Origin of the sequence: Pseudolysinimonas yzui (genome assembly GCF_014653215.1) — a bacterium.
Lineage (GTDB): Bacteria > Actinomycetota > Actinomycetes > Actinomycetales > Microbacteriaceae > Pseudolysinimonas_A > Pseudolysinimonas_A yzui.
On record NZ_BNAI01000004.1, the window covers coordinates 114,370 to 138,787 of the forward strand.

General features: G+C 69.1%; 25 protein-coding genes. 6 read left to right on the forward strand and 19 right to left on the reverse strand.

Annotation, left to right across the window (positions count from 1 at the left end; all coding sequences use genetic code 11):
• The first annotated feature begins 104 nt into the window (after positions 1-104).
• On the forward strand, positions 105-1,652 hold the full coding sequence (locus tag IE173_RS10875) for an MSCRAMM family protein (RefSeq protein ID WP_191283519.1): 1,548 nt from the start codon (positions 105-107) through the stop codon (positions 1,650-1,652).
• A gap of 6 nt (positions 1,653-1,658) precedes the next feature.
• Here IE173_RS10875 and guaA read toward each other — a convergent pair whose 3' ends face one another.
• The 10 genes from guaA to guaB all read right to left on the reverse strand — a co-directional run bounded on the left by guaA (position 1,659) and on the right by guaB (position 11,448).
• Positions 1,659-3,236, reverse strand: coding sequence for a glutamine-hydrolyzing GMP synthase (gene guaA / locus IE173_RS10880; protein ID WP_191283520.1), 1,578 nt, complete (start codon positions 3,234-3,236; stop codon positions 1,659-1,661).
• Complete coding sequence (locus IE173_RS10885) at positions 3,233-3,664, reverse strand: DUF3817 domain-containing protein (RefSeq protein ID WP_191283521.1); 432 nt, start codon at positions 3,662-3,664, stop codon at positions 3,233-3,235. Before IE173_RS10885 ends, guaA begins: the two co-directional genes overlap by 4 nt.
• A gap of 9 nt (positions 3,665-3,673) precedes the next feature.
• Entirely contained in the window at positions 3,674-4,423 is a 750-nt protein-coding gene (locus tag IE173_RS10890; RefSeq protein WP_229842054.1) for an SURF1 family cytochrome oxidase biogenesis protein, read from the reverse strand.
• The gene (locus IE173_RS10895) at positions 4,420-5,787 is read right to left on the reverse strand and encodes a cation:proton antiporter (RefSeq protein WP_191283522.1); all 1,368 of its coding nucleotides are present in this window, start codon (positions 5,785-5,787) and stop codon (positions 4,420-4,422) included. Before IE173_RS10895 ends, IE173_RS10890 begins: the two co-directional genes overlap by 4 nt.
• A 1-nt stretch (position 5,788) precedes the next feature.
• Entirely contained in the window at positions 5,789-6,319 is a 531-nt protein-coding gene (locus IE173_RS10900) for a cation:proton antiporter regulatory subunit (RefSeq protein WP_191283523.1), read from the reverse strand.
• A 23-nt stretch (positions 6,320-6,342) separates the two neighbouring features.
• The gene (locus IE173_RS10905) at positions 6,343-8,064 is read right to left on the reverse strand and encodes a glycerol-3-phosphate dehydrogenase/oxidase (protein ID WP_191283524.1); all 1,722 of its coding nucleotides are present in this window, start codon (positions 8,062-8,064) and stop codon (positions 6,343-6,345) included.
• 2 nt (positions 8,065-8,066) lie between these two features.
• Positions 8,067-9,188 carry a GuaB3 family IMP dehydrogenase-related protein gene (locus tag IE173_RS10910; RefSeq protein WP_191283525.1) on the reverse strand — a complete coding sequence of 374 codons (1,122 nt, stop codon included), beginning with the start codon at positions 9,186-9,188 and terminating at the stop codon, positions 8,067-8,069.
• A 49-nt stretch (positions 9,189-9,237) separates the two neighbouring features.
• Positions 9,238-9,441, reverse strand: coding sequence for a hypothetical protein (locus tag IE173_RS10915; protein ID WP_191283526.1), 204 nt, complete (start codon positions 9,439-9,441; stop codon positions 9,238-9,240).
• Positions 9,441-9,842 (reverse strand): DUF805 domain-containing protein, encoded by a 402-nt coding sequence (locus IE173_RS10920; protein WP_229842055.1) that lies wholly within the window; start codon positions 9,840-9,842, stop codon positions 9,441-9,443. Before IE173_RS10920 ends, IE173_RS10915 begins: the two co-directional genes overlap by 1 nt.
• 103 nt (positions 9,843-9,945) lie before the next feature.
• Positions 9,946-11,448, reverse strand: coding sequence for an IMP dehydrogenase (guaB, locus tag IE173_RS10925; protein ID WP_191283527.1), 1,503 nt, complete (start codon positions 11,446-11,448; stop codon positions 9,946-9,948).
• Between the two features lie 222 nt (positions 11,449-11,670).
• On the opposite strand from guaB, the gene IE173_RS10930 reads away from it, so the two are divergent.
• Genes IE173_RS10930 through IE173_RS10945 form a run of 4 tightly spaced genes read left to right on the forward strand, consistent with a single transcriptional unit; the run spans position 11,671 to position 15,688 of the window.
• Complete coding sequence (locus tag IE173_RS10930) at positions 11,671-13,002, forward strand: branched-chain amino acid ABC transporter permease (RefSeq protein ID WP_373298472.1); 1,332 nt, start codon at positions 11,671-11,673, stop codon at positions 13,000-13,002.
• A gap of 4 nt (positions 13,003-13,006) precedes the next feature.
• Positions 13,007-13,987 (forward strand): branched-chain amino acid ABC transporter permease, encoded by a 981-nt coding sequence (locus tag IE173_RS10935; protein WP_191283528.1) that lies wholly within the window; start codon positions 13,007-13,009, stop codon positions 13,985-13,987.
• On the forward strand, positions 13,977-14,954 hold the full coding sequence (locus IE173_RS10940) for an ABC transporter ATP-binding protein (RefSeq protein WP_191283529.1): 978 nt from the start codon (positions 13,977-13,979) through the stop codon (positions 14,952-14,954). The genes IE173_RS10935 and IE173_RS10940 overlap by 11 nt, the downstream gene beginning before the upstream one ends.
• Positions 14,951-15,688, forward strand: a complete 738-nt coding sequence (locus IE173_RS10945) for an ABC transporter ATP-binding protein (RefSeq protein ID WP_191283530.1) — start codon at positions 14,951-14,953, stop codon at positions 15,686-15,688. Before IE173_RS10940 ends, IE173_RS10945 begins: the two co-directional genes overlap by 4 nt.
• Before the next feature lie 70 nt (positions 15,689-15,758).
• On the opposite strand, the gene IE173_RS10950 is transcribed toward IE173_RS10945, so the two are convergent.
• The 5 genes from IE173_RS10950 to groES form a co-directional block, all read right to left on the reverse strand.
• On the reverse strand, positions 15,759-17,036 hold the full coding sequence (locus tag IE173_RS10950; protein ID WP_191283531.1) for an ABC transporter substrate-binding protein: 1,278 nt from the start codon (positions 17,034-17,036) through the stop codon (positions 15,759-15,761).
• 158 nt (positions 17,037-17,194) lie between these two features.
• The gene (locus tag IE173_RS10955; RefSeq protein WP_191283532.1) at positions 17,195-18,451 is read right to left on the reverse strand and encodes an ABC transporter substrate-binding protein; all 1,257 of its coding nucleotides are present in this window, start codon (positions 18,449-18,451) and stop codon (positions 17,195-17,197) included.
• 97 nt (positions 18,452-18,548) lie between these two features.
• Positions 18,549-19,211, reverse strand: a complete 663-nt coding sequence (locus IE173_RS10960; RefSeq protein WP_191283533.1) for a hypothetical protein — start codon at positions 19,209-19,211, stop codon at positions 18,549-18,551.
• A gap of 45 nt (positions 19,212-19,256) precedes the next feature.
• Positions 19,257-20,183: an EamA family transporter RarD gene (rarD, locus tag IE173_RS10965; protein WP_191283534.1), complete on the reverse strand. Its 927-nt coding sequence runs from the start codon at positions 20,181-20,183 to the stop codon at positions 19,257-19,259.
• A gap of 76 nt (positions 20,184-20,259) precedes the next feature.
• Positions 20,260-20,553 carry a co-chaperone GroES gene (gene groES / locus IE173_RS10970; protein WP_191283535.1) on the reverse strand — a complete coding sequence of 98 codons (294 nt, stop codon included), beginning with the start codon at positions 20,551-20,553 and terminating at the stop codon, positions 20,260-20,262.
• A 143-nt stretch (positions 20,554-20,696) separates the two neighbouring features.
• On the opposite strand from groES, the gene IE173_RS10975 reads away from it, so the two are divergent.
• Positions 20,697-21,872, forward strand: a complete 1,176-nt coding sequence (locus tag IE173_RS10975; protein ID WP_191283536.1) for a THUMP-like domain-containing protein — start codon at positions 20,697-20,699, stop codon at positions 21,870-21,872.
• A 15-nt stretch (positions 21,873-21,887) separates the two neighbouring features.
• Here IE173_RS10975 and IE173_RS10980 read toward each other — a convergent pair whose 3' ends face one another.
• From IE173_RS10980 to tsaB, 4 genes are read right to left on the reverse strand one after another with little or no spacing between them, the layout of a single operon-like run.
• Positions 21,888-22,295: a DUF4190 domain-containing protein gene (locus IE173_RS10980; protein WP_191283537.1), complete on the reverse strand. Its 408-nt coding sequence runs from the start codon at positions 22,293-22,295 to the stop codon at positions 21,888-21,890.
• 4 nt (positions 22,296-22,299) lie between these two features.
• Positions 22,300-23,349 carry a tRNA (adenosine(37)-N6)-threonylcarbamoyltransferase complex transferase subunit TsaD gene (gene tsaD, locus IE173_RS10985; RefSeq protein WP_191283538.1) on the reverse strand — a complete coding sequence of 350 codons (1,050 nt, stop codon included), beginning with the start codon at positions 23,347-23,349 and terminating at the stop codon, positions 22,300-22,302.
• Positions 23,346-23,822, reverse strand: a complete 477-nt coding sequence (gene rimI, locus IE173_RS10990; protein WP_191283539.1) for a ribosomal protein S18-alanine N-acetyltransferase — start codon at positions 23,820-23,822, stop codon at positions 23,346-23,348. The genes tsaD and rimI overlap by 4 nt, the downstream gene beginning before the upstream one ends.
• Positions 23,819-24,409 carry a tRNA (adenosine(37)-N6)-threonylcarbamoyltransferase complex dimerization subunit type 1 TsaB gene (gene tsaB, locus IE173_RS10995; protein ID WP_191283540.1) on the reverse strand — a complete coding sequence of 197 codons (591 nt, stop codon included), beginning with the start codon at positions 24,407-24,409 and terminating at the stop codon, positions 23,819-23,821. The genes rimI and tsaB overlap by 4 nt, the downstream gene beginning before the upstream one ends.
• Positions 24,410-24,418 lie beyond the last annotated feature (9 nt).

Here is a 24,418-nt window from a genome sequence, read left to right on the forward strand (position 1 = left end):
ACCCATCCCACCTTGCGAGCGTGGGCGGCGTCCGCAATCATGAGTCAACGTCGAGAGGCGTCGGCAGATCAGGGCGATCGGCCGTTGAGCATCAGGGACCTCACATGACCGTTCTCCTGCGCCCTCCGCGCGCCATCGTCGCAGCGCTGGTTGCTGCTCTCGCGCTGGCTCTCCTCCCGGCGTTGCCCGCCCAGGCCGTCGGCCCCGGCACTGCGACGCTCACCCTGACGCGCGGTGGTGAGCCGGTCCCGTACACCAGCCTGATCGTGTTCGGCCCCGAGGGTCCCACATTCGGCTTCGCTGACGCGGCGGGTGTTATCGCGCTCACCGACCTTGCGCTCGGTACGTACTCGGGCACGGTCGGCGGCGGATTTGAGGACCAGCCGGCTCCCGTCTCCTTTACCTTGACCGATGCGGAACCCGCATACTTCGGCGAGGTCGAGATCTTCCCGTGGCCGTCGGGCACAGGGAGCATCGCCGGCACCGCCATCGATGCGGCGACGGGCGCCGCGCTCGAAGGCGTGACGATCAGCATGAATCAGGTCATCATCCCGAACGGCCGCTCGTTCCCGGCCCAGTACACCCCGGCCGATGGCACGTTCGCGTATGGGGATCTGCCGGCCGGCACCTTTTTGCTGTCCGCCTACCTCCCGGGATACTTCACCGTCATGACGCAAACCGTCGAACTCGCCGATGGGGAAGCCGCCGTCGTCCCGATCTCGCTCATCGCGCGCGACGCCGCGATCACCGGCCGCGTCGTCGATGGCGAGGGCTCGGGCGTCGAAGGCGTCATCGTGTCGGCACAATCCGGAACCAACGCCGACGCCGCAACGACGGATGCCGACGGCTACTACACGATCACAGCGCTGGGTATCGGAACCTGGTCACTCGGCCTCGGAGGCTCGGGGTGGCCGTGGAACTACACCTCGGTGGAGGTTGAGCTCGACTCGGGCGAGACGCTGACCGCGCCCGATCTCGTTGCGGTCCCACGCACGACCGGCAGCATCAGCGGTCTGGTGGCGGGCAGCGACCAGACCCCCGAGTGGGCGGGGCTCGCCGACATTTGCGTGCAGGTCGTCGAGGCTGACGGCGCTGTTGTCGGCGCGGCGTTCACGACGACACCCGATGGCTACTTCTTCTTCGACTCGATCGCTCCGGGCGACTACTCGGTGCTCTTCGAAGACTGCGACGCGGCCCGCATCCCGCACTACGCGACCACCTACCTCGGCGGTTCTGCGACGATCGCTGGCGCGACGATTGTCACGGTCGACTCACAGGCGGATGTCTGGCTCGACTACACCTTCATCGACCGGCAGACGGCCGCCCCGGAGCCCGAGCACGACGCAACGCCGGTGCTCAGGCACGACCTCGATGCGGCCGACGAGGACCTGATCGAGGCGCCCTCCGCGATTCGCCGCGATGAGACCGCCGAGGTCGTCGTCGGCACGGAGTACGCCGGCCAGTGGGTGTCGGCCTGGCTGCACTCGCACCCGACGCAGTTGGGCGAGTGGCACCAGGTTTCGCCGGAGGGCACGATCGAGGTCACCGTCCCGACGAACCACCCGCTCGGCATCCACGAGCTGGTGGTTCAGGATGCCGACGACGCCGTCATCGGCTGGACCGACCTGCGGGTGCTGCAGCGGGTCAGGTGACCCGCGTCACTCCCACTCAATGGTGCCGGGTGGTTTCGACGTCACGTCGAGAACCACCCGGTTGACCCCGGCGACCTCGTTGGTGATGCGGTTGGAGATCTTCGCGAGCACGTCGTAGGGCAGCCGCGTCCAGTCGGCGGTCATCGCATCCTCGGATGACACCGGCCGCAGCACGATCGGGTGTCCGTAGGTGCGGCCGTCGCCCATGACGCCCACGGAGCGCACGTCGGCGAGCAGCACGACTGGGCACTGCCAGATCTCGGCGTCGAGCCCGGCGGCGGTCAGTTCGGCACGGACGATCGCATCTGCCTCGCGGAGCAGATCGAGGCGCTCACCGGTAACCTCCCCGACGATGCGGATCCCGAGTCCTGGCCCCGGAAACGGCTGGCGCGCCACGATCGCCTCCGGCAGCCCGAGCTCCCGGCCGATCGCGCGCACCTCGTCTTTGAACAGGGTGCGCAGCGGTTCGACGAGCTCGAACTGGAGGTCGTCGGGCAACCCGCCGACGTTGTGGTGGCTCTTGATGTTGGCGGTGCCCGAGCCACCACCCGATTCGACGACATCCGGGTAGAGGGTGCCCTGCACGAGGAATCTGATCGGCTCGCCGTCGGCGGCAGCTTCCGCGACCAGCTCGCGTTCGGCGGCCTCGAAGGTGCGGATGAACTCGCGCCCGATGATCTTGCGCTTGGATTCGGGGTCGCTCACCCCGGCGAGCGCCGTGAGGAACTGCTCGCGGGCATCCACGGTGACCAGGCGGATGCCGGTCGCCGCGACGTAGTCGGTCTCGACCTGCTCGCGCTCCCCCGCCCGCAGCAGCCCGTGGTCGACGAAGACGCACACCAGCTGGTCGCCGACGGCTTCGTGCACGATCGCCGCGGCGACCGCCGAGTCGACGCCGCCGGAGAGCGCCGCGAGCACCCGACCCGAGCCCACCTGCGCGCGGATGCGGGCCACCTGCTCGGCGATGACGTTGCCGCTATTCCAGTCGCCGGGGATGCCGGCGGCGCGGTGCAGGAAGTTCTCGAGCACCGCCTGCCCGTGCACCGAGTGCTTCACCTCGGGATGCCACTGCACCCCGTAGAGCTTCAGCCGGTCGTTCGCGAACGCCGCGACCGGGGTGCCTTCGCTCGACGCCAGCACGTCGAATCCTTCCGGTGCCCGCACGACGGAGTCGCCGTGCGACATCCAGGCGATCTGCTCAGCGGGTTGCCCGCCGAGGAAGACGCCGCCGTCACCGGCCAGGTGCACGGCGGTCGAGCCGTACTCGCGGTTGCCGGTCTTCGCGACCTCGCCGCCGAGCTGCTGCGCCATCACCTGGAAGCCGTAACAGATGCCCAGAGTGGGCACCCCGAGTTCGAGGATCCCCGGGTCGAGGGTCGGCGACCCGGTCTCGTACACACTCGACGGGCCGCCCGAGAGCACGATGCCCGCCGGGTCCATCGCGCGCACCTCATCCGCCGTGATGGTGTGCGGCACGATCTCGCTGTAGACGTTCGCCTCGCGCACCCGCCGGGCGATCAGTTGGGCGTACTGGGCGCCGAAGTCGACCACGAGGACGGGTTTGGCGGCGGTTTCGGAACTCACGCGGTGGCCTCCACGGGCTGGGCTTTGGCGATCTCCTCGCGCACCCACCGGGGCACCGAGAACTCGAAGAAGAACGACAGCAGCGGGATGATGCCGCCGAGCGCGATGAACAGGAACCGCGCGAACGACCAGCGGGTGAACCGCCACAGCAGGAAGTCGAGGGCGAGGTAGACGACATAGAGCCAGCCGTGCGTCGTGAGGATGATCAGCGACACGTTGAGCGAGCCCCGCTCCTCGATCAGCTCACGCGGGGTGAGCCCGAAGCCGTAGGCATCCGAGTACTCGATGTCGACTCCGAAGCCGTAACGCGCCACCATCATGACGACGAGCAACAGCAGGAAGACACCGGTGACGATCGCCGAGACGCGGAACAGCCTCAGAACGAGGCGGATGCGGGGGACGTCGTCTGCGGCGAGTCCGAGGGGCATGACCCCAGTCTACGGAGCCGCCAGCTGCTCGGCTCGCTCCACGGCATCCCGAACCAGGCGGTACCAGAGGTAGATCGCGAAACCCGCGAACAGCGCCCACTCGATCGCGTAGAACGCGTTGAGCAGGTTGAGCGTGACCTCGCGTTCGGGCGCGTCGGCGCGGATCGGGTCGAGGCCGGGGAGCGGCTCGGCGAGCACCAGGTACCCGCCGTACACCGGCCCGGGCTCGGCCCAGAGGTTGACCAGTTCGGCGACCGCGAGCGCGCTGCGCTCACCCTCCTCGAAGTTCGACGACTGCGGCTCCTCGCTCGGCAGGTAGCGGCCGATCCACTCGGCCCGGTCGAGATCGGATGCCGTCGGCTCGCGGTCCGCCGACCAGCCCAGTGCCACGGCGAGGGACACCCCCTGGTCGGTGACGAGATGCCCGACCAACCAGGTTCCGCGTTCTCCCCGACCGTTGTCGCGGCCGGTCAGCACGACGAAGTCACCGGGCACGAAGCCACCCGACACGGTGACCGTACGGCCCTGCTGGGCATCCGTCACCCCGCTGCCCGGCTCGGCGATCTGATCGAGGGGCACCACCGTCTCGGTGTCGATCTCGACGACCTGCGCGTTCTCGAGACTGCGGTCGAGTTGCCATTGCCCGAGCGCCGCGAACGCCGCCGCGATCGCGAGGGCCAGCACGAGGGCCGCGATCCACCGGGGCGTGCGCGCCGTCGCCCAGAAGCGCGAGGACAGGGATGTCGACGTGGTGCTCAATACTCCGGGTCCCTCTCGCGCTGCGGCGTGGTCTCGTCGTCGGTCGTCGGCTGAGGTGTCGGGAACTCGCCGGCGGCGATCTCCATCGCGGGTTCGTCGTCGTCCACCCCGCCGGCCATCGCCAGCTCGGCGAGGGCGAACTCGCGGTCACGCTCCGCGTCGACCCGGCGCGCCCGGCGCGCCGTCGGCCCGAGCGAACCGAGCCGCTCGGAGTTGACGGCGAGCACCGGACCGATGATCGCCATCGAGAGCACGTACAGCCCGGCGAACGGGGTGAGCCGTGGATCGAGCCCGGCCGCGGCGGCGAGCGTCGCGAGGATGAGCGTGAACTCGCCGCGGTTGTGCAGCATCGTCGACACGTTGAGCCCCTGCGCCGCCGTGAGACCGTTCAACCAGGCGATGAGCTGACCACCGGCGGTGTTGACGACGAGCGTCATGACGACCGCGACCGCGACCGGCGCGACGACCTCGCCGAACGTCGACGGGTCGAGCGCGAGACCGAAGTTGAGGAAGAAGAAGGCAGCGAAGACGTCACGCAGTGGCAGCGTGAGCGCCTCGATGCGGGCCTTGTGCCGCGTGGCGCCGAGCACCAGGCCGATGAGGAACGCCCCGATCGCGTCGGACACCCCGAGCACCTCACCCAGGCCGCCGAAGCCGAGCGCCAGGCCGAAGAACGCGATCGTGAACAGCTCGTCGTCGCGGGTGCCGACCAGCCGCGAGATGAGGCGGCCCCCGAAGCGGGCGATCACGAACATCGCGATCAGGAAGGCGAACGCCGTGGCGAGTTGCACCACGATCGGCCACACCTCGGTCTCGCCGCTCAGCACGACCGACACGATCGCGAGGTACACCGCGATGAAGACATCCTCGACGACGGCGATGCCGAGAATCGTCGGGGTCTCCTGGTTCGCCAGGCGCCGCAGTTCGATGAGCAGCTTCGTGATGATCGCACTCGACGACATCGCCGTCATCCCGGCGATGATGAGCGCCTCGCGGGCCCCCCAGCCGACGAGCCAGCCGAACACGAAGCCGGTGCCCATGTTGATCGCGATGCGGGTGCCACCCGAGATGAGCAGGCGCTTCGCGTTGCCGAAGAACTCCTCGGTGTCGAACTCCAACCCGAGCGAGAACAGCAGGAAGATCAGCCCGAAGACCGCGATGAGCTCGACATCGCCCGGCTGGAAGTTGAGGAACGGGATCCACTCGAAGTTCGGGCTCGCGATGAGTCCGACGATCATGTAGATCGGGATCGCCGGCAGGCCGATGCGTTTGCCGAGACGTCCGAGGCCGTAGGCGAGAACGAAAAGAACGCCGAGCGTGATGAGTTCGACGCCCAGCCCGTCGGAGTGCACGGCCAGGTGCATCTCAGCCTCCGGGCGGCGCGGAGTGCTCCGCCGGGGCCTTGGTGAACTCCCCCGTGCGGAAGAACTGGAACGCCTTCGCCACCTTCTCGGGGGCACCGGCCACGACGAGGGTGTCGCCCGGGAAGACCTTGAAGTCACCGTCGGGGGCCGGGTTCGCCGACTCCCCGCGCACGACGGCGACGACCGTCACCCCGGGAAGGCCCTTCGTGGTGAGCGAGCCGAGCTGCTGCCCGGCGATGTGGTGGTCGTAGTCGACCGGGAACCAGTCGATGCTCAGCCCCGGGATCTGGTCCATGCCCGACAACGACTCGGTGATGCGGGTGCCGCCGAGCAGTTCCGCGAGCGTGTGGGCCTCGTCTTCGTCGAGCCGCAACGACACCTTACGGCTGTCGCCGTCTTCGGCATCTGCGAACGTGATGAGGTCGCTGTGCCCCGACCGGTGCGTGATCACCCCGACCTTGCCGCCGTCATCCGTGACGAAGGTGTGCAGCACCCCGACCCCGGGGAGCTTGACCCGCCTGACATCGACCATGGGTCGAGTCTACGAGCGCACGGTCAGACGATGTCGGGGGCGCCGAGCCGCACGCGGTCGGCCGACACATCGTCGGGTTGTTCCTGGCTGGCTCGCTCGGCTTCGACCCGCTTCTCGTAGAGGGCGACCTCGCGATCGATGCGGGCGGCATCCCAGCCGAGCGCACCGCCCATGAGGGCTGCCGCGACGGGCGCCGCCGCGACGCCGCGGTCCCATGCCTCGATCGAGATGCGCGTGCGGCGGGCGAGTACGTCATCCAGGTGCAGCGCACCCTCGTGGGTCGCCGCGTAGACGACCTCCGCACCGATGTAGTCGTCGGCTCCGGGCAGCGGGTCGGCCAGATCGGGGCGGGAGCGGATGAGGTCGAGCAGCTCGTCGGTCATCACGCCGTAACGGTTCAGCAGGTGCTCGACGCGCACCCGGTGCACGCCGTACGCCGTCGCGATCTTGTGGCGCTTGTTCCACGCCGCCTGGTAGCCCTCCGCGCCGAGCAGGCCGATGTTCTCGGTCACGCTCTCGGAGATCACGCCGTCGAGCGCGCGCACCGCTTCGTCGACGGCATCCTTCGCCATCACGCGGTAGGTGGTCCATTTGCCGCCGGCCACCACGACGAGGCCGGGAACGCTGTGCGCGACGATGTGCTCGCGGCTGAGCTTGCTGGTCTCCTCGCTCTCGCCGGCGAGCAGCGGTCGCAGGCCCGCGTACACCCCCTCCACGTCGTCGCGGGTGAGTTTCGTGGCGAGCACCGAGTTGACGTGTTCGAGCAGGTAGTCGATGTCGGCCGCCGTCGCCGCCGGGTGCGCCTTGTCGAGGTCCCAGGTGGTGTCGGTCGTGCCGATCAGCCAGTGCCGGCCCCACGGGATGACGAACAGCACGCTCTTCTCGGTGCGCAGCAGCAGCCCGAGCTTGCTCTGGAATCGGTCGCGCGGCACCACGAGGTGCACGCCTTTGCTCGCACGCACCTTGAACTGGCCGCGCTCACCGACCATGGCCTGGGTGTCGTCGGTCCAGACGCCGGTCGCGTTGACGACCTGCTTCGCGAGGATCTCGAACTCCTCGCCGGTCTCCTTGTCGAGCGCCCGCACGCCGGTGACCCGCTGCCCGACCTTGAGGAACCCGATCACCTCGACGCGGCTCGCGACGTGGGCTCCGTAGAAGGAAGCGGTGCGGGCGAGGGTCGCGACGTACCGCGCGTCGTCGACCTGGGCGTCGTAGTAGGTGAGCCCGCCGGTGAAGGCGTCGGGATGCAGACTCGGCGCCGCACGCAACAGCTGCCGCCGGGTCAGGTGCCGGTGATGCGGAACCCCCGGCGGCCGCAGCCCGGTGTACGAGAACGCGTCGTACAGCAGCATCCCGGCCCCGACGTAGGCGCGCTCGAACGGACCCTTTGTGAGCGGGTACAGGAACCGCACCGGCTTCACCAGGTGCGGGGCGAGCCGCTGCAGCAGCAACCCGCGCTCCATCAGCGCCTCGCGCACGAGCCGGAAGTCGAGCTGCTCCAGATAGCGGATGCCGCCGTGCACCAGTTTGCTGCTGCGGCTGCTCGTGCCGGAAGCCCAGTCTCGGGCCTCGAGCAAGCCGGTGCGCAGGCCGCGCGTCACCGCGTCGAGTGCCGCCCCCGTGCCGACGATCCCCCCGCCGATCACCAGGATGTCGAGCTCCTTCGCGCGCATGTTCGCGATCGCGGAGGCACGCTCGTCGGGGCCGAGGCGGTTCGAGCGGGTGACGGTCTTCCGGGGGATCATCCTCAGCCTCGGTGGTAGGGGGCGATGACGACCTCGACCCGCTGGAACTCCTTGAGGTCGGAGTAGCCGGTCGTGGCCATCGACCGCCGGAGCGCACCGATCAGGTTCACGCGTCCGTCGGCGGTGTCTGCGGGGCCGAAAAGCAGCTTCTCGAGCGGCGCGACCGTTCCGACCTCGACGCGGTGCCCCCGAGGCAGCTCCGGATGCCGGGCTTCCGACCCCCAGTGCCAGCCGCCGCCGGGTGCTTCCTCGGCACGGGCGAGAGTCGAACCGAGCATGACGGCATCGGCTCCGACCGAGATCGCCTTCACGATGTCGCCGCTCGTGCCGAGCCCACCATCCGCGATGACGTGCACGTAGCGTCCCCCGGATTCGTCGAGGTAGTCGCGGCGCGCGCCCGCGACATCCGCCACCGCCGTCGCCATGGGCGCGTGGATGCCGAGGCTGGTGCGGGTGGTGCTCGCGGCACCTCCGCCGAACCCGACGAGTACCCCCGCGGCGCCGGTGCGCATGAGGTGCAGCGCCGCCGTGTACGTGCTGGCGCCGCCCACGATGACCGGCACGTCCAACTCGTAGATGAACTTCTTCAGGTTCAGCGGCTCGACGCCCTTGCTCACGTGCTCGGCGGACACGGTGGTGCCGCGGATCACGAACAGGTCGACGCCCGCGTCGATGACGGTCTTGTAGTGCTCCTGCGTGAGCTGCGGGCTGAGCGCCCCGGCGACCGGAACCCCCGCCGCCCGGATCTCGGCGATCCGCGACTTCAGCAACTCGGGCTTGATGGGCTCGGCGTAGATCTCCTGCAGGCGCTTCGTCGCGCCCTCCGCCTTCAGGCCGCAGATCTCCTTCAGAACCTTGTCGGCATCCTCATACCGCGTCCAGACGCCCTCGAGGTCGAGCACGCCCAAGCCGCCGAGCTTGCCGATCGCGATCGCGGTCGCCGGGCTCACCACGGAGTCCATCGGCGCCGCGAGCACCGGGATGTCGAAGGTGAACGCGTCGATCGTCCACGAGACGCTCACGTCGTGCGGGTCGCGGGTGCGCCGACTCGGCACCACCGCGATGTCGTCGAACGCGTAGGCCCGCCTGGCTCGCTTGGCCCGCCCGATCTCGATGTCGCTCACCCGTCGAGCCTACCGGCGGGGGCGCCGATGCCGGGGTCGGGCGCTGCGGTCAGGCGCCGAGCAGAAGCAGCACGTGGTAGAGCACGTAGACCGGCCAGACCGCGGCCTGAAGCAGGCCGAGGATCACCGACCAGAAGCCGCCGTCCGACTCCGAGATGAAGTAGATCGCGGCCCCGATGTACGCCATCAGGAACACGACACCCCACGGCCCCGCGCGTTCGACGACGCGCACCCGGCCGTCTGCGCCCGCCATCACGCCACCGCCGGCGTCGTCGTGGGCTCGGGGCGAGTCGGCTCGGCCCAGAACACGATCAGCACGATGAGGCCCGCGAGCGGCAGGAGCAACCAGAACAGGTTGGTCCACGACCGGCCGGTGTCGCGAAGCCGACGCACGGCGACCGCGAGCGACGGGACGAGCACGGCGATCGACCAGACTCCGGCGAGACTCGAGCCCACCGCGATGACCCCCTCGGGAGTCACCAGGTTGAAGGCTCCGAGCGCCGAGCTGACGATCGTCGAGAACAACGCGAACCACCAGAACTCGGGCCGGGTCGCCCGTCCCGAGAAGTCCGCGTACTTGCGGAACACCGTGACGATGGCGTCGCCGAACGACATCCCGGTGGAAGCCGACGTGGAAGGTGTGGAAACTGACATCATCTGACCCTCTCCGTTCCGCATCGGGCGGAACGCCCACAGTCAACCCCGCCCCTCGGCCGCGTGCCCGGGTCGAAAGTCCCTCCCCGAGACCGGAGGACGGTCAGCCCGTGTAGTTGGGCGCCTCGACGGTCATCTGGATGTCGTGCGGGTGCGACTCCTTGAGCCCAGCCGGGGTGATGCGCACGAACTTGCCGCGGGCCTTCAGCTCGGGGATGGTGCGGGCTCCGACGTAGAACATGCTCTGTCGCAGGCCGCCCATCAGCTGGTACACGGTCGCCGCCAACGACCCCCGGTAGGAGACCCGGCCCTCGATGCCTTCGGCGATGAGCTGGGCGTCCGACGGAACGTCGGCCTGGAAGTAGCGGTCACGCGAGTACGAGGTCTTCTTGCCGCGGTCGCTCATCGCGCCGATCGAACCCATGCCCCGGTAGTTCTTGAACTGCTTGCCGTTGACATAGACCAGATCGCCCGGGCTCTCGTCGGTGCCGGCGAGCAGTGAGCCGAGCATCACGGTGTCGGCGCCGGCGACGAGTGCCTTCGCGATGTCGCCCGAGTACTGCAGCCCGCCGTCGGCGATCACCGGGATGCCGGTCTCGCGCGCCGCGAGGGATGCCTCGTAGACGGCGGTCACCTGCGGCACTCCGACCCCCGCGACGACCCGCGTCGTGCAGATCGAGCCCGGTCCGACGCCGACCTTGATCGCGTCGGCTCCCGCGTCGATGAGCGACTGCGCGCCGCTGCGGGTCGCGACGTTGCCGCCGATGATGTCGATGGATGCGAAGGCCGAGTCGCGCTTCAGGCGGCCGATGATCTCCAGCACGCCCGCCGAGTCGCCGTTCGCGGTGTCGACGACGATGACGTCGACCCCGGCATCCCGAAGCGCCCCGGCGCGGTCCCAGGCGTCGCCGAAGAACCCGATCGCGGCGCCGACCCGCAGGCGACCCGCATCGTCTTTGGTGGCGTTGGGGTATTTCTCGCTCTTGTCGAAGTCTTTGACGGTGATGAGGCCGCGAAGAATGCCGGCGTCGTCGACCAGGGGCAGCTTCTCGATCTTGTGCTGCGCGAAGATCGCGACCGCGTCGTCGGGGTCGATGCCGACCGGCGCCGTGATGAGCGGCATCTTCGTCATGACGTCGCGCACCAGGGTGGAAGCCTTCTCGAACGGCGAAACGAACCGCATGTCGCGGTTGGTGATGATGCCGACGAGCCGCCCGTCGCCTTCGACGACCGGAAGCCCCGAAACCCGGAACTGCCCGCACAGCGCATCGACTTCGGCCACCGTGGCATCGGGCGTCGTCGTGACCGGGTGGGAGATCATCCCCGACTCGCTGCGCTTGACGTTGTCGACCTGCGTCGCCTGGTCTTCGATCGAGAGGTTGCGGTGCAGCACGCCGAGGCCGCCCTGCCGCGCCATCGCGATCGCCATCCGCGATTCCGTCACCGTGTCCATCGCGCTCGACAGCAGCGGCGCGTACACGTTGATGCGCTTGGTGAGCCGGGATGCCGTCTCGGCTTCGCTGGGGATCACGTCCGTGTGGCCGGGCAGCAGCATCACGTCGTCGTAGGTGAGTCCGACGAAACCGAAGGGATCGGGCTGGTCCATAGTGTCCTCGCAGAACCGGAGATATAAGGCAGGATGCGCACCCGGCTGCCGCGATGAAGCCCGGTACTCGATGTTAACGGCTTGGAGCCCTGGGAATTCCGCCGCATACTGGGCGAACCCGAATGTGTCGCCGAAACACGGAGGCAACAATCCGGGGCTAGCGTCAATGCCGACGCGCGTCCGGCCACGGGCAGCGCTGCCGATCTTGGAGGTCACGTGTCCCTGGTCCGATCGGCGACTCCGGCGCATCATCCGCGCCGCCGTCGCCTCGCGGGTGCCTTCGTCGCGGTGTTGGCCGGCCTCATCGGCCTCCAACTGCTCGTGCCGTTCGCCGCCCATGCCGACGAAGTCGACACCGACAAGTACCCGTACCGCGTCAGCGGCAACGTGCAACTCGACAACGTGCCGCTGGCGGATGTCGAACTGAACGTCAAGGGCAACGGCATCGACACCGACGTCGAAACCGACGAGAACGGCCAGTGGGCGGTCGGCGTGCCCGAGAAGAACGCCGACTACACGGTGACGCTCAACGAGGACACGCTGCCGGAAGGCATCGCGGTCGTCGAGGAGGGCAACGAGACCCCCAACATCAAGGAGGTCACGGTGGGCCCGGGTGGCCGGGTCACCGCGAACTACTTCATCGGCGAGGGAACCCGCAACGTCACCAGCTTCTTCGACGTCGTCATCGAGCGCATCGTCAACGGGCTGAGTTTCGGGCTGATGCTCGCGCTCGCCGCGATCGGCCTCTCGCTCGTCTTCGGCACGACGGGGATCTCGAACTTCGCCCACGCCGAGATGGTGACCTTCGGTGCGATCACCGCCTACTTCTTCGCCAACCTCGTCGGGTGGCCCATCTGGGTCGCGATCCCGGTCGCGGTGGCGCTGAGCGCGGCACTCGGGTTCGGGCTCGACGTGACCGTCTGGCGGCCTCTGCGGCGACGCCGAGTCGGAGTCGTGCAGCTGATGATCGTCAGCATCGGCCTCTCGCTCGCGTTGCGCTACCTGTTCCAGTTCTTCATCGGCGGCAACACCCAGCAGCTCCCCGGCGCGACGGAACTTCCGATCGACCTGTTCGGAAGCGTCTCGATGACGGTGATCGACATGGTCAGCATCGTCATCAGCATCGTCGCGCTGCTCGGCTTCGCGGCCTGGTTGCTCTTCACCCGCATCGGCAAGGCCACCCGGGCGATCTCCGACAACCCGTCGCTCGCCGCCGCATCCGGCATCGACGTCGACGGGGTCGTGCGCATCGTCTGGATCATCGCGGGCGGTCTCGCCGGTCTCTCCGGGGTGCTGGCCGCCTACTACCGGCCGGGCCTGAAGTGGGACATGGGAAGCGAGTTCCTGCTGCTGCTGTTCGCCGCGGTCACCCTCGGTGGCCTCGGAACGGCCTTCGGCGCCGCCGTCGGCGCGATCGTGATCGGTCTCGTCGTCGAGGTGTCGACCCTGTGGATTCCGGCCGACCTGCGATTCGCAGCACCGCTCGTCGTGCTCATCATCATCCTGCTGTTCCGGCCCCAGGGCATCCTCGGCCGCCGCGAGAGGATCGGATAACTCCATGGACTGGCTACAGATCCTTCAGAATTCGGCGTCGACGATCATCGCGCCGGCGACGATCGCCTACGCGCTGGCGGCCCTCGGGCTCGCGGTGCACTTCGGCTACGCCGGCCTGCTCAACATGGGTATCGCGGGCTTCATGGCGCTCGGCGCCTACGGCTACGCGATCACGATCCTGACCTTCGGGCTGCCCTGGTATGTCGGGGTGCTGGTCGGCATCGTCGCGGCGCTGATCTTCGCGCTCATCCTCGGCATCCCGACGCTGCGGCTGCGCGGGGACTACCTCGCGATCGTCACGATCGCGGCCGCCGAGGTGCTGCGGCTGCTCTTCCTCACGTCGGCCTTCGACGAGGTCACCGGATCGGCCGACGGGCTGAGCGGGTACCACACCGAGTTCCGTGCGGCGAACCCGATCCCGGCCGGGTCCTACGGCTTCGGTCCGTGGGTCTACAACGAGATCGGCTGGTGGGTGCGCATCCTCGGCTTCATCGCCCTGGTGCTCGCCGCTCTCGTCGTCTACCGCCTGGTCAACAGCCCCTGGGGCCGCGTGCTCAAGGGCATCCGCGAAGACGAGGATGCCGTGCGGTCGCTCGGCAAGAACGTCTTCGGCTACAAGCTGCAGGCCCTCATGCTCGGCGGTGGCATCGCGGCGCTCGGCGGCATCATCTACGCGATGGATCGCAACGTGAACTCCGGGGTGTACGTCACGTCGCTCACCTTCTTCGTCTACACCGCTCTGCTGCTCGGTGGCGCGGCGACCGTGTTCGGTCCCCTGCTCGGCTCGGTGATCTTCTGGGTGCTGCAGGCCTTCCTCAGCAACCTGCTGCCGGCACTCGTCTCGTCGGGCGTGCTGCCGTTCATGACGACCATCCAGGCCTCGACGGTGCGGTTCATCCTCACCGGCATCGCCCTCATGCTGCTCGTGATCTTCCGACCACAGGGCATCCTCGGCAACAAGAAGGAGCTGACCTTTGTCAAGTGACTCCTCGCCCCTCGTCGCGCGCGCGAAGTCGACGGGACTCCACATCGGCGACGCCGTGCCCGGGGTCGCGAAGACCGATCCGATCCTGATCGCCGACGGCGTGCGGCGCACGTTCGGCGGTCTGACCGCCGTGGATGTCGACCACCTCGAGATCCCGAAGGGCGCCATCACCGCGCTCATCGGGCCGAACGGTGCAGGCAAGACGACGCTCTTCAACCTGCTCACGGGGTTCGACAAGCCCGACCAGGGCACGTGGACCTTCTCCGGCACGTCGATCTCGGGCGTCCCCGCGTTCAAAGTCGCCCGGCTCGGGCAGGTGCGCACCTTCCAGCTCACAAAGGCCCTCGGTCTGCTCACCGTGCTCGACAACATGAAGCTCGGCGCGAAGGGCCAACGCGGCGAAGGCTTCTTCTCGGCCCTGTTCCCCGCGCTCTGGCGCAAGCAGGACACCGAGATCGAGGAACGCGCGCTCGTGCTGCTCGAGAAGTTCAAGCTCGACACCAAGAAGGACGACTACGCCGCGAGCCTCTCCGGCGGCCAGCGGAAGCTGCTCGAGATGGCGCGGGCCCTGATGAGCCAGCCGTCACTCGTCATGCTCGACGAGCCGATGGCCGGCGTCAACCCGGCCCTCACGCAGTCGCTGCTCGAGCACATCCTCGACCTGAAAGACCTGGGGATGACGGTGCTGTTCGTCGAGCACGACATGCACGTCGTCCGTCACATCGCCGACTGGGTCGTCGTGATGGCGGAAGGCAAGATCGTCGCCGAGGGTGACCCGACGACGGTCATGAAGAACCCGGCGGTCGTCGACGCCTACCTCGGTGCCCACCAGGAACTCGACCTCGGCGTCGTCACAGGGCGGTACCACCCCGACGAGGCCGACCCCACGACCGACGCGAAGGCTTCGGTCTCGGCCGATGCCGAGGCGATCGCCGCCGCCGGAGCAGAAGAGGAGGGCGCCCCGTGAGCGTCACCACGACCACCGCCACCGTCGTCGAGGTGATCGACGTCGTCGCGGGTTACCTGCCCGGCGTCAACATCCTCAACGGATGTTCCCTCGTGGCCGCTCAGGGCGAGCTGATCGGCATCATCGGCCCCAACGGTGCCGGCAAGTCGACGCTGCTGCGGGCGATCTTCGGTCAGGTCAACGTGCGCAGCGGCACCGTCAAGCTCGAGGGCGAGGACATCACGGGGCTCAAAGCCAACAAGCTGGTCTCGCGCGGCGTCGGCTTCGTGCCGCAGACCAACAACGTCTTCCCGGCGCTCACGATCGAAGAGAACCTCCAGATGGGGCTCTATCAGCGCCCCAAGGCCTACGCCGAGCGGCTCGAGTTCGTCACCGGGATCTTCGGGGAGCTCAGCAGCCGGCTCAAGCAGCGCGCCGGGTCGCTCTCCGGCGGCGAACGCCAGATGGTGGCGATGTCGCGCGCGCTGATGATGGATCCCAAGGTGCTGCTGCTCGACGAGCCCTCAGCGGGCCTCTCACCGGTGCGCCAGGACGAGGCGTTCATCCGGGTCTCCGAGATCAACAAGGCCGGCGTGACGACGATCATGGTCGAGCAGAACGCTCGGCGGTGCCTGCAGATCTGCGACCGCGGCTACGTACTCGACCAGGGCCGGGATGCCTACACCGGCACCGGTCGCGAGCTGCTGAGCGACCCGAAGGTCACTGAGCTCTACTTGGGCACGCTCGGCGCCTAGCCGACTTCACGCAACAAAGGGAAAGCCCCCCGGCCCGAAGGCCGAGGGGCTTCCTCATGAGTGCTGTGACTTAGATCGCACCGTAGGTGTTGTCTTCGCCGTACACGTAGATGCCGATCGAGGCCTCGGTCGGGTCGCCCACCTCGTCGAAGGTGATCGGGCCCGAGATGCCGTCGTAGTCGGCGACTCCACCGCTCAGGATGATGTCGGCGCACTCCGCGTATGTCGTGCACTTCTCACCGTCACCCGAACCACCGGAGACTTCCTGGAGCTTCGCTGCAACGTCGACACCCTCGGTCGCTCCACCCGCGGCCAGCGAGGCCAGGGCGAGCAGGATGACGGCGTCGTACGACTCGGCCGCGTAGGAGTACTCGGTCAGCGGCTCGCCACCGTCTTCGGCGACCCACGCGTCGAGCGCCGCGGTGAACTCACCGATCGAGTCGATCGTGAGACCGGGCAGCGTGCCCTTGGCACCCGTGAGGGAGCCGGCCGGGAACTGGTCGCCGAAGTTCGACAGGTTGCCGTCGACGAAGTACAGGTTCTCCGACGGGAACTGACCGAACAGGCTCGGGAGGATCGTCTTGACCTCTTCGAACGTGATGAGCGCGATGGCGTCGGGGTCAGCCGCCAGCACCTCGCTGATCTGCGTGTCGAACACGGTGTCACCCGTGTTGTAGGTCGGGGCCGCGACGACCTCGCCGCCGGCGGCCTCGAAGGCCTCGGTGACGTACTTCGCGAGACCGGTGCCGTACGAGTCGTTCAGCACGATCATGCCGAGCGTCTGGTGGCCGTCTTCGGCGATCAGGTTGCCGAGCACCTCACCCTGCAGCACGTCCGACGGCGCGGTGCGGAAGTACAGCCCGTTGTCGTCGTAGGTGGTGAAGGCGTCGGAGGTGTTGGCCGGCGAGAACTGGATGACGCCGGCACCCGTGACCTGGTCGATGAACTGCAGCGACGTGCCCGACGACGCGGCGCCGATGATGGCGGTCGGGTCGAAGGCCAGGATGCGCGGGGCCTCGGTCTCGTAGGCCTTGTTGTCGGTGTTGCCCGAGTCACCGTACTCGACCTCGATGGTCAGACCGGTCGACTCGGCGGCGGCGTTGACCTCGCTGACAGCGAAACCGACACCGGCTTCTTCCGGCGGGCCGAGGAAGGCGAGGTTACCGGTCTGCGGAAGCAGGGTGCCGAGAGTCAGCGTGTAGTCGGCGATGGCGGTCGGCTCGGCTTCGGGCTCGGCGGCCGGGGCACAACCCGCGAGCACGAGGGCGCCGGTCGCGATGAACGCGATGCCCAGTGTGCTCTTGAGGCCGCGCGACCGGAAGGCGGACGCCTTGGTCGTGATGCTCATGTCACTCCTTGAGTGTTTTAGACAGGACAAGGACCGGACAACGTCCGGCCAGTTGTTGCCACCGTAGTCCGGCAAAACGCCTACGGCGCTTCCGCACTGTTACAGCCGTGTAACAGTGCGGAATCGTTACTTTTGCATCACGGCGAGTGCCGAAGTGCTCAGCCGACGACGAGGGCCTTGCGACCGTACTTGTTCTCGGCGTTATAGGCGACGACGGCGTAGGTGCCGCGCTGCGGATCACCCTGCGCGTCGAGGTTGGTCGATCCGCTGAGCCCGTCGTAATCGATGTCGGTCTGCGTGCGCAGCACGTCGATGCACTCCCCGAAGCTGGTGCACTTGATGCCGTCGACGGAGGCCGCGCCGAGCATCCGTGCGATCGACGCACCGCCGTCGTCTCCGGCGAGCACGGCGGCGAGCGCCGCCAGCACGGTCGCGTCATACGCTTCCGCGGCGTAGCGGAAGTCGAGCACCCCGGGGTCTTCTTGCTTGATCTTCGCCTGGAACGCGGCATCCGCCTCGGCGCCCTCGATCAGGCCGTTCACGCCGTTGAGCAGCCCGGCGGGGAGCGCCTGCGAGTAGTCGGCGAGGTTCTGGCTGGTGAGCCACAGCTTCGCGCCGCCGAATCCGGCCGCGGAGAGCTGAGTGATGAGCGCCTTCGTCTGGTCACCGTTGTCGGGGGTGGCGAGCACGACGGCGTCCGGGGCGGCGTCCTTGACCGTCGCCACGGCTGCGGCGAGCGCTTCCGCGTTGGCGTCGGGCGCGACCTCGACCGACTCGAGCGCCACTTCGGTTCCCTCCAACGCGGCCGCGAGGGCTGCCGACAGCGATGAGCCGAGGTCGTCGTCCCGGTACACGATCGCCACCGAAGCGATCTCACGATCGAGGAACAGGTCGGCGAGCACGATCGCCTGATGCGGATACGCGGGGATCGTGCGGAAGAAGATGTTCTCGGTGTCGAGCGCCGTCAGTTGCGGATACGTCGCGGCAGGTGAGATCAGTGGGATGTCGGCCTCTGCGGCGGGTGCCAGCAGCCGTTGCGACAACACCGATGACGACGGGCCGATGACGACATCCGCACCCTGCGCGACGAGGTCGGTGAACGACTCCTCCGCCTTCTGCGTCGACGCGTCGCCCGAGTCGCGGTTGACGACGACGACGGGCTTGCCGTTCACGCCGCCCGCCGCGTTGATCTCCCGCACCGCCGCGTTGACGCCGGCGACCTGCGCGGGGCCGATGAAGGCGACGCCGCCACTCGACGGGAAGAGGGTGCCGATCTTCAGTTCGCCATCGCCCGTCGGGGTCTGCGTCGGGGTTGGCGTCGGGGTCGGGGTCGGGGTCCCTCCGCACCCGGCGAGGGCGATGAGCGCGGCGGCGGCGACCGCGGTCGCAGCGACTCGGACGAACGGGCGCGGCATCCGGGGCTCCTTCTGCAGGGACGCCGCCACCTTACCCATCGGCCGCACGTGCTCACGGAAGGCGCGTCGTGGAGTCCTCACGATGCGAGCCCATGACTTACCCGAAGCGGGCCTCGAACTCTTCGCAGCTCAGGTTCGGCGGCACCCACGTGAACCAGGCCTCGGGGCACTCGCTCGCGACATTCCGCAGGCCGTCTTCGCTGAAGGCCCGGACGATCTCGGCCGTGTCGGTGCCGACGTCCGTCAGGTCGAGGTACCACATGTCGGCGGCCGCACAGCCGTCCTCGGGGATGGGGATCTCGGTGAGCGTGAGCACGGTCGTCGGGGTCCAATCGGTGTTCGCTCCGCCGTCGCCGATGTCCCAGCCTCCGTGGGTCGTGGTGACGGTGACGGTCGCCGGAATCCCCCCGGTGGGCGGTACATCAGGTCCCTGGGCGACCGCCGAAAGGGTCTCCTCGGTGTAGCTGATGCTCGAACCGGCGACGGTGACGGTCACCCCTGCGGTCGGCCGCACGTCGCCGTCGCCGTTGGCGGCGAAGGACGCAGAGACATCGCAGGTGAACCCGGTGAGGGCGACCCCCATGAAGCCTCCCGTGATGATGGCGGAGTCGACGTCGAGGTCATCGGCGAGCCACGGGTCGATCTTCACGTCCGCCGGCGGGGCGTCCGGGCCGCTCGGGCTGCTCGGGGTGCACGCGGCGAGGCCGACGACGATCAGGACGGCCACGAGCGCGCGGGCGCCGATCTGGGGAGGGGTCATGCGCACATCCTGCCGCCCGGCCGCCCTCGCCGTCGAGGATGTCTCTCAGATCGACTCGTCCGCGACGCGACGCGACGACCGGGACGCGGCCACCATGTCGGCCATCAGCACGATGAGTGCGACCCAGACCAGGGCGAAACCGATCCAGCGTTCGAGGGGCATCGCCTCGTGCAGCACGAGCCAGCCGATCAGGAGCTGCGCGAGCGGTGCGAGGAACTGCGTCATCCCGAGCGCGACCAACGGGATGCGTCGCGCCCCCGCGGCGAACAGCAGCAGCGGAACGGTGGTGACGACACCCGCACCGACCATGAGAGCCGAATGCGCGAGCCCGTTCTGCCCGAAGTCGAGCCCGCCGCCGATCGTGCTGACGAGCACCAGTTGCCCGAGCGCCAGGGGTGCGAGCCAGGCGGTCTCGAGGGTCAATCCGCCGACCGCGTCGACGGTGGGCCCGACGACGCGCTTGATGAGCCCGTAAGCGCCGAAACTGAACGCGAGCGCGAGCGCGATCCAGGGGAACGCGCCGTACCCGACGACGATCACGAGGATGGCGACGAACGCGATCGAGAGCGCCGCCCACTGTGCCGGCCGCACCTTCTCGCGCAGCACGAGTACGCCGAGCAGCACCGTCACGATGGGGTTGATGAAGTAGCCCAGCGAGGCTTCGATCACGTGCCCGCCCAGTGCGGCGAACACGTAGACCTGCCAGTTGATGTAGATCGCGCCGGCGGCGAGCGCCATGAGCAGCATCGTGCGCCGGTCGCGAAGCAATGCGCCGACACGGCCCCACGCTCGGATGATCGTCAGCAAGAGCGCGCAGAACAGCAGCGACATGAGGATGCGGAACGCGACGACCTCGAAGGCGCCGGCCGGCACCAGAAGCAGGAAGTACAGGGGGAGGATCCCCCACAGTCCGTACGCGCCGATCGCGTAGAGGTACCCGGTGCGGCTCTGCAGAGGCGGGGCGGGCGGCACGTTCTCAACCTACTCCGGGCATGCAGAAGGCCCCGCCATCCCGGTTTCGGGGAGGGCGGGGCCTTCAGCGGAAGTCTTAGCCGATGACCGCGAGCACGTCACGTGCGGAGAGCACGAGCAGGTCGTCTCCGCCGAACTTCACCTCGGTGCCGCCGTACTTGGAGTAGATGACCTTGTCGCCGACCTTGACGTCGAGCGGGACGCGGTTGCCGTTGTCGTCGATGCGACCGGGTCCGACCGCGACGACCTCGCCCTCCTGGGGCTTCTCCTTCGCGGTGTCGGGAATCACGAGACCCGACGCGGTGACCTGCTCGGCGTCGACCTGCTTGATGACGATGCGATCCTCGAGCGGCTTGATGGAGACCGACACTGGATGACCTCTTTCTGAAAGACCCTGCTGATACGAAGTTTGGGTTGGCACAGTCCGACTGAGAGTGCCAGAGACCACCATAGCGTTTCGTTAGCAGTCGTTCAACGCGAGTGCCAATGTCGGCAAGGGACGAGAATGGCCGGATGGACGTCGACGACCTGCGCCGGCTGCTCTCCGCCGAAGGCCTGCGGCTGCTCGATGAGGTGGGCGAGCTGGAGCGGAGCGCCGATGTCGTGCGCACGGTCTCCCGCTTGCGCGCCGCCGGGCACGACGGCGGTCTCGTCGCGGCGGTGCTCGAACAGGCCCGGCTGCGGTCGAGGGCGCGCGCGAAGTTCGGCGACTTCGCCGATCGGATGCTGTTCACCCCTGCCGGGCTCGAACAGTCGACGCGGCTGCGGGTGGCCGCCCTGCACGCCGGGCGGTTCGCCGAAGCCGGAATCGATGTCGTCGCCGACCTCGGCTGCGGGATCGGCGCGGATGCGATGGCGCTGGCCGCGCTCGATCTCGGTGTCGTCGCCGTCGAGCGCGATGAACTCACCGCAGCCGTCGCCGCGTTCAACCTGGCCCCTTTCCCGTCGGCGCGCGTCGAGCTCGGGAACGCCGAAGACGCCGACCTCGCCGGCATCGGGGCGGTGTGGCTCGACCCCGCCCGGCGCGACGGCGCGACGCGTCTCAAGAACCCCGACGACTGGTCGCCCTCCCTGGAGTGGGCGTTCGACCTCGCCCGCCGACTGCCCGTCGGGATCAAGCTCGGCCCTGGCATCGACCGCGACCTCATCCCCGACGACTTCGAGGCGCAGTGGGTCTCGGTCGACCGCGAGGTGGTCGAGTTGGTGCTCTGGTCGGGAGCTCTCGCCCGCCCCGGCATCCGTCGTGCCGCCCTGGTGCTGAGCGCCGGCGGGATCGCCGAACTCTCCGCCGCGGGTGACTCCCCCGACGCGGAGACCGGCGACCTGGCCGAGTATCTCGTCGAACCCGACGGCGCCGTCATCCGTGCCCGGCTGATCGGAGATCTCGCCCGCAGCCTGGACGGCCGGATGCTCGACCCGACGATCGCCTGGATCACCTCGGACGAGCTCCCCGCGACCCCGTTCGGTCAGGTGTTCCGGGTGGTGGAGCGGTTCCCGCTCGACGTGAAGACCCTGAAGCGTGAACTCGGGGTGCGGGGAATCGGCACGCTGGAGATCAAGAAGCGCGGTGTCGACATCGACCCCGCGCAGTTCCGCACCAAGCTCGCGCTCTCGGGCGAGGCCGGCGCGACGCTCGTGCTGACCAGGATCGCGGGCACGCGCACCGCGATCCTGGTCGAGCGGATCTGATCCGATCCGGGCGGCTCAGTACGGGTAGGTCGAGTACGCGGCGCCCATGCTGGCCATCCACACGGCGAAGATGATGACGCCGATGATGTACAGCACGAAGATGCCGGTGAAGACGTAGCCGATGATGAGGCCCGCGACGGCGAGGCCGCGACCGCCCTCTCCCGTGCGCTTGATCTGGCTGAGCGCGATATGGCCGCAGATGATGCCACCGGGCGCGATGACGAAGGCCAGCACGAGGGCGAGGATCGCGAGGGTGTTGGTCGGCGGGGCGTAGTAGCCGGCCGCCGGGGGCTGGCCATAGGCCGGGTAGGTCGGCTGAGCGGCCGGCGCAGCGGGGGCGGCAGGCGGGGCGGGCGGGGCCGGCGGCGGCGTCGCGCCGTCGGGCGAAGGAACGGGCGGAACCGGAGGCTGAGGATCGGTCATGGCCCTAAGTCTGCACGATCGTGACGGGAAGCGTGGAGTCCGCGCCGAACTCCGCAGAGGGCGGGTGACCCTCGGCAACCAGCCGCGCACCGAGGGCGGCGATCATCGCCCCGTTGTCGGTGCACAGCGCGAGCGGAGGGATGCGCAACGCGATGCCCGCCGCCTCGGCGCGCTGCGTCGCGAGCTCGCGCACCCGGGCGTTCGCGACGACTCCGCCGCCGAGCAGCAGGCGCGGCACCCCGAAGTCACGACAGGCGGCGATCGCCTTCGCCGTGAGCACATCGGCGACGGACTCGCGGAACCCCGCCGCGACATCCGCGACGTCGAGGGTCTCGCCCGCCTGCTCGACGTGACGGGCGACCGCGGTCTTGAGCCCCGAGAACGAGAAGTCGTAGCGGTGCTTCGCGAGGTCCTTCGCGTGCGTCAGCCCGCGCGGGAACCGGATCGCCTCGGGGTCGCCGTCGGCCGCCGCCGCGTCGATGCGCGGGCCCCCGGGATACGGCAGTCCGAGCAGCCGAGCGACCTTGTCGAAGGCCTCCCCCGCGGCGTCGTCGATCGTCTCGCCGAGCAGCTCGACATCGCTCGTGAGGTCGCGTACGAGAAGCAGAGAGGTGTGCCCGCCGCTCACCAGCAGGGCGACGGTCGGCAGCTCGAGGTCGCCCCCGTCGGCCCGCAACAGGTCGGCCCCGACGTGTCCGACGAGATGGTTGACGCCGTAGAGCGGCAGGTCGAGCGCGATCGCGAGCGCCTTCGCGGCGCCCACCCCGACCATGAGCGCGCCCGCGAGGCCCGGCCCGGCCGTCACCGCGATCGCGTCGAGATCGTGCACCCCCACGCCGGCTTCGGCGAGCGCCGCCTCGAGCGTCGGCCGCAGCGCCTCGAGGTGGGCGCGCGCGGCGACTTCGGGCACGACGCCGCCGTAGCGGGCGTGCTCGTCCATGCTCGACGCGATGACGTTGGCGAGCAGCTCCCGTCCGCGTACGATGCCGACACCGGTCTCGTCGCACGAGGTCTCGATGCCGAGCACCAGCGGGGCGGCCGCGTGAGCCGTCATGCGAGCGTCGCCTGGTGCTCGGGCACCGCGAGGCGCATGATCACGGCATCCACTCCGTCGGGCTGGTAGTAGTTCGGCCGCACCGCGATCTCGGCGAAGCCGAGCTGTCGGTACAGGGCCTGCGCTCCCGGGTTGTCGGCCCGCACCTCGAGGAAGACCTCGGTCGCGCCCCGGCGGCGCGCCTCGTCGAGCAGAGCGAGCATCAGGGTGCGGCCGAGGCCGCGACGGCGGGCCTGCTCGACGACGGCGATCGTCTGGATGTCGGCCTGCCCGCTCCCCTCGGGGGCGAGCAACCCGGCGTAGCCGTCGACGCCGCCGTCGGGTGCCTCCGCGACGAGGTAGTAGCCGTGGGGGCCGCCGATCTCGGCCGCCATCGTCGCGGGCGACCACGCGTCGGTCTCGAACATCGCCGTCTCGATCGCCATGATCGCCTCGAGGTCGGCGTCGGTCGCGCGCCGCAGCGTCCAGCTCATCGCGGAACCCCCGGCATCGTGACATCCGGCGCACGCAGGTAGAGGGGTTCGGCGGGCCCGAGCGGGCGGCCGGACGCGAGCAGCAGCTCGGCGACGAGGGCGAGGGATGCGGCACTCATCGTGGGCGGGTCGAGCACCGGCACGCCGGGGTGGCGGCTGGTGATCGCGTCGAAGCCGTCGCGCACGCACAGCTCCGGGCCCTCGAGGCGCATCACGCCGGCGTCGTAGAGCGACCAGGCGACCTCGCGGCGGCGGGCGTCGGTGACGACGAGCACCCGCTCCTCGTGGCCGTAGGCGATCGCGTCGTGCGACACGATCGGATGCACGGGAACCCCGACCCCGAAGGCGAAGGCGCGTGCGGCGGCGATGCCGACTCGCAGCCCGGTGAACGGCCCGGGGCCCATCCCCGCGACGACCGCCTCGACCTCGCGCGGCTCGATGCCGGCGTCGTCGAGCGCGGCACGCAGCAGGGTGCCGATCGCCTCGGCGTGCCGACGGGTGCCGGGCTCGGCGGCTTCGGCGAGCACGCGCCCGCCGTCGACGACGGCGACGCTCGTCCCCGCCGAGGTGTCGATCGCGAGCAGCACGATCTGAAG